This window comes from Neisseria flava (assembly GCF_982712965.1).
Window position 1 is genome coordinate 1 of the sequence record NZ_CEXQBZ010000093.1, and the last position, 3554, is coordinate 3554.

Consider the following 3554-nt stretch of genomic DNA (forward strand, 5'->3'; position numbering starts at 1 on the left):
AAAAGCTGAGTCCTGTCGCATACAGAACCCAGCTTGCACAGAGCGCCTGAAAAGGCTTTTATGAGTGTCCAAGATTTTGGGGTCAGTTCATACCGGATTCTGCTTTTCAGACGACCTTTTATATCAGGTTTATATCAGGGGATAAATATTCTGCTGTTGTTTCTATACTGATTGCAAGATTTATTAAACGAAGGTCGTCTGAAAGCCTTGATAGTTTTTCAGACGAACTCTCATTGTTTGGAACCAAACGCTTTCTTAAGCCTCCAAGTTTTTACGCCACAACACCAACAGCTTACCGATATGCTGAACCAGTTGCGCATCGACGGCTTCGCACAACGCATTGCAAATTTCAACGCGTTCGGCGCGGTCGTCGCCGAATACACGGACTTTGATTAACTCATGCGCTGTCAGGGCGGCATCGGTTTCTTTGATAACGGACTCGGTCAAACCTTGTTGTCCCACCATTACAACGGGATGAAGGTGATGGGCGCGGGCTTTCAATTCCAAAATTTCTTTGGTGCTTAATTTACTGTCAGTCATGTTCTAATGCTTGAAAAGAAAGAATAATGCGGCATTGTACGCGATTTGGCGCAATCTCGGGGGAAAATAACGTACAATACGGCGTTTCTCTATATCATTAAATAAATTATGGCAGTACGTTCAAAATCATCAAAAGCCTGGCTTCACGAACACGTAAATGATCATTACGTCCACATGGCGCAAAAAGACGGTTATCGCGCCCGCGCCGCATATAAACTGCTGGAAATCAACGAAAAAGACAAATTAATCAAACCCGGCACAGTTTTGGCGGATTTAGGCAGCGCGCCGGGAAGCTGGTCGCAAGTCGCGGCAAAACTGGTCGGCAATTCAGGGCGCGTGTTCGCATTGGATATCCTGCCTATGGATGAAATAGAAGGTGTTTCTTTTATTCAGGGGGACTTCAGAGAAGACGAAGTATTGGCGCAATTTGAGACCTTGCTGGACGGCCGTCCGCTAGACCTTGTAATTTGCGATATGGCACCCAATATGTCGGGTAACGCCGTAACCGACCAAGCCCGCAGCTTTTACTTGTGCGAACTGGCTTTGGACTTTGCCGTCAATCATTTAAAAACGGGCGGCAGCTTTTTGGTGAAGGTATTTCAGGGAGCGGGCTATCAGGAATATATGGCAGCCATGCGCGAAATCTTCGGAACGGTGCAGACGCGCAAGCCCGAGGCATCGCGCAATCGTTCCAGTGAGATTTATTTATTAGGAAAAAATAAACGCTGACAATACAGGCAGCGTGTTTTAAAATCTTTCTTTCGTTTATCTTTATATCATGGAGCCTGGCTAAGTGGGGAATACCTTTAAGTCAATTCTGCTCTGGGTTGCTTTGTGCGTCGGTCTGATGGCCGCATTCAACGCTCTGACCAGCAAGCAGGAAAACAAGCAGCAAATCGAATACTCTCAATTTATCCAACAGGTGAACAACGGTGAAGTAGCCAATGTCAATATCGAAGGCTCAGTCGTCAGCGGTTATCTGATTAAAGGCGAGCGTACCGATAAAACCTCTTTCTTCACCAATGCGCCTTTGGACGATAATTTGGTTAAAACGCTTTTGGACAATAAAGTCCGCGTCAACGTTATCCCCGAAGAAAAACCAAGCATGCTCGCCAGCCTGTTTTACAGCCTGTTGCCGGTATTGTTGTTGATTGGCGCATGGTTTTATTTTATGCGTATGCAAAGCGGTGGCGGCGGTAAGGGTGGTGCATTCTCTTTCGGTAAAAGCCGTGCCCGCCTTCTGGACAAAGATGCCAACAAAGTTACCTTTGCCGATGTTGCCGGTTGTGATGAGGCAAAAGAGGAAGTGCAGGAAATCGTTGATTACCTGAAAGCTCCAAGCCGTTATCAAAGTTTGGGCGGACGCGTTCCGCGCGGTATCTTACTGGCGGGCAGCCCAGGGACAGGTAAAACTTTGCTGGCAAAAGCCATCGCAGGCGAAGCAGGCGTACCGTTCTTCAGCATCTCAGGTTCTGACTTTGTTGAAATGTTCGTCGGGGTCGGTGCAAGCCGCGTGCGCGATATGTTTGAACAAGCGAAGAAAAACGCCCCTTGTATCATTTTTATTGACGAAATCGACGCTGTCGGCCGTCAGCGCGGTGCCGGCTTGGGCGGCGGTAATGATGAGCGCGAACAAACCTTGAACCAGCTTTTGGTAGAAATGGACGGCTTTGAAAGCAACCAGACGGTTATCGTCATTGCCGCAACAAACCGTCCGGACGTATTAGATCCCGCCTTGCAACGTCCCGGCCGTTTTGACCGCCAAGTGGTGGTTCCACTACCCGATATTCGCGGCCGCGAACAGATTTTGAAAGTGCACGCAAAAAAAGTGCCTTTGGACGCATCTGTCGATTTGGTTTCTTTGGCTCGAGGCACTCCCGGTTTTTCCGGTGCGGATTTGGCCAACTTGGTTAATGAAGCCGCCCTGTTTGCAGGCCGTCGGAATAAAACCAAAGTCGACCAAAGCGATTTCGAAGATGCCAAAGACAAAATCTATATGGGTCCCGAACGCCGCAGCATGGTAATGCATGAAGACGAAAAACGTGCGACTGCCTACCATGAAGCAGGTCATGCGATTGTTGCCGAAAGCCTGCCGTTTACTGATCCCGTTCATAAAGTAACCATCATGCCGCGCGGCCGTGCGCTCGGTTTGACTTGGCAGCTGCCCGAACGCGACCGTATCAGCATGTATAAAGACCAAATGCTGAGTCAGCTTTCCATCTTGTTCGGTGGTCGTATTGCCGAAGACATCTTCGTCGGACGTATTTCCACCGGCGCGTCCAACGATTTCGAACGTGCTACGCAAATAGCGCGGGAGATGGTAACCCGTTACGGCATGAGCGATAAAATGGGCGTAATGGTTTATGCAGAAAATGAAGGTGAAGTGTTCTTGGGACGCAGCGTTACCCGTTCTCAAAACATTTCCGAAAAAACGCAACAAGATATTGATGCTGAAGTACGCCGTATTTTGGACGAACAATATCAGGTGGCCTACAAAATCCTTGATGAAAACCGCGATAAAATGGAAACCATGTGCAAAGCATTAATGGATTGGGAAACCATCGATCGTGATCAAGTGTTGGAAATTATGGCAGGCAAACAACCTAGGCCGCCTAAAGATTACAGCCACAATATACGTCAGAATAATTCGGAACCATCCGAACTTCAAACAGAGCCTGAACCTCAGGAAACCGTTGCTCAGGAATCTGCTCCAATTGAAGTTTTTGAAGACTCGGGAAATAAATCATAAATATGGAAAACGGCAGCTTATTAAAGCTGCCGTTTTTATTTTATTATGACTGTTACAAAACAGGTAAGGAGAGGAAGTACAGTTTGTATAGTTTTATTGTTATAAGTAGAAAGAGGAATGACGGTTGTCAGAATTAGAGGGTTGTAATGTGATTGCTCTGTTTGAAATATCCTGATTTAAACAAAAAGGTCGAGACCTTTGCAAAATTCCCCAAAATCCCCTAAATTCCTACCAAGACATTTAGAGGATTTCTCATGAGCACCTT

General features: G+C 47.0%; 3 protein-coding genes. 2 read left to right on the plus strand and 1 reads right to left on the minus strand.

Annotated elements, in window-relative coordinates; all coding sequences use genetic code 11:
* Nucleotides 1-255: 255 nt before the first annotated feature.
* Nucleotides 256-540, minus strand: a complete 285-nt coding sequence (gene yhbY, locus AC5M9B_RS04645) for a ribosome assembly RNA-binding protein YhbY (protein WP_016688281.1) — start codon at nucleotides 538-540, stop codon at nucleotides 256-258.
* A 108-nt stretch (nucleotides 541-648) separates the two neighbouring features.
* Between yhbY and AC5M9B_RS04650 the strand changes: the two genes are divergently transcribed.
* Nucleotides 649-1269 (plus strand): RlmE family RNA methyltransferase, encoded by a 621-nt coding sequence (locus tag AC5M9B_RS04650; protein ID WP_070497978.1) that lies wholly within the window; start codon nucleotides 649-651, stop codon nucleotides 1267-1269.
* Nucleotides 1270-1333: 64 nt separating this feature from the next.
* Complete coding sequence (ftsH, locus tag AC5M9B_RS04655; protein ID WP_487648313.1) at nucleotides 1334-3289, plus strand: ATP-dependent zinc metalloprotease FtsH; 1956 nt, start codon at nucleotides 1334-1336, stop codon at nucleotides 3287-3289.
* The last annotated feature ends 265 nt before the right edge of the window (nucleotides 3290-3554 follow it).

Bases quoted from the DNA above. Each gene is read 5' to 3' on its own strand.
- yhbY (WP_016688281.1), bottom strand. From the start codon at position 540: ATGACTGACAGTAAATTAAGCACCAAAGAAATTTTGGAATTGAAAGCC.
- AC5M9B_RS04650 (WP_070497978.1), top strand. From the start codon at position 649: ATGGCAGTACGTTCAAAATCATCAAAAGCCTGGCTTCACGAACACGTA.